2 protein-coding genes are annotated in these 1030 nt (G+C 76.0%); both read left to right on the plus strand.

The features are described from left to right. Positions 1 to 156: 156 nt before the first annotated feature. Positions 157 to 630, plus strand: coding sequence for a universal stress protein (locus AAHZ94_RS34500; protein ID WP_349997619.1), 474 nt, complete (start codon positions 157 to 159; stop codon positions 628 to 630). A gap of 136 nt (positions 631 to 766) precedes the next feature. Continuing rightward, on the plus strand, positions 767 to 985 hold the full coding sequence (locus AAHZ94_RS34505) for a dodecin (protein WP_349997620.1): 219 nt from the start codon (positions 767 to 769) through the stop codon (positions 983 to 985). Positions 986 to 1030 lie beyond the last annotated feature (45 nt).

Genomic DNA, 1030 nt, shown 5'->3' on the forward strand with positions numbered 1-1030 from the left:
GCCGGTGCCCCGATCGGACCGGGTGGCAGCGCCGGCCCGGCGCATGGGGGCGGCCCGGCGCGTGGGAGGCGGGGCGCGGGGGAGGCGGGGCGCTGCGGGCGGGCCGCGGGCCGCCCGGTCACCGGACCCGACCTACTGGCCGTTAACCTCGGCTCCGTGGCGGACACGACTCCTGACAAGACACCCCAGCAATTCGAACGCGGAACGGACGGCCCCAAGGTCATCGTCGCCGGTCTGGACGGTTCCCAGTCCTCGTGGCGGGCGGTGGCCTACGCGGCCGGGCTCGCCAGGCGGCAGAACGCGCTGCTGGCCGTGGTGTATGTGCAGCCGGTGCTGCCGGCGAGTGCGGCCTTCGGCGCGCCGGTGGCCGCCACCACCGGCGAGGTCGCCGAGGAGCTCCTCGGGCAGATGCGGGAGGCCCCCGAGCGGCTGCGCGGCGTCTTCGAGGTGCGTTGGGAGTTCCACACCCACGTCGGCGACCCGTACAGCGGGTTGGTCGCGGTGGCCGACCGGCTCAAGGCCGACGCGGTGGTGGTGGGCGTCTCCGAGCAGGCCGGCCACCGGATCGTCGGGTCGGTGGCGATCCGCCTGGTCAAGGCGGGGCGCTGGCCGGTCACCGTGGGCCCCTGACCGCCGGGCCGCGCGCACCCGGCCCCGCGCGCCGGCGCCCCGGCCGCCGTGGTGGGTGCTCGGCTCGCGCCGGGCGGCCGGGTGGGGCACGGTGGTGTGGACCGAGCAGCACCCCAGTGACCGGGGAGTTTCCGACATGTCCAACCACACGTACCGGGTGACCGAAATCGTCGGCACGTCGCACGAGGGGGTGGACGCCGCGATCCGCAACGGCATCAGCCGCGCCGCGCAGACCATTCGCCACCTGGACTGGTTCGAGGTCCGGGAGGTGCGCGGCCAGATCGAGGACGGCGCGGTGAAGCACTACCAGGTGGGGCTCAGGGTCGGCTTCCGGCTTGAGGAGTCGACCGACTGAGCGGCCCGCCGCGCCGGCCCCGGCCCGCCACGGGGCCGACGCCGC

The sequence above is a fragment of the Streptomyces sp. HSW2009 genome (assembly GCF_040240285.1).
Lineage (GTDB): Bacteria > Actinomycetota > Actinomycetes > Streptomycetales > Streptomycetaceae > Streptomyces.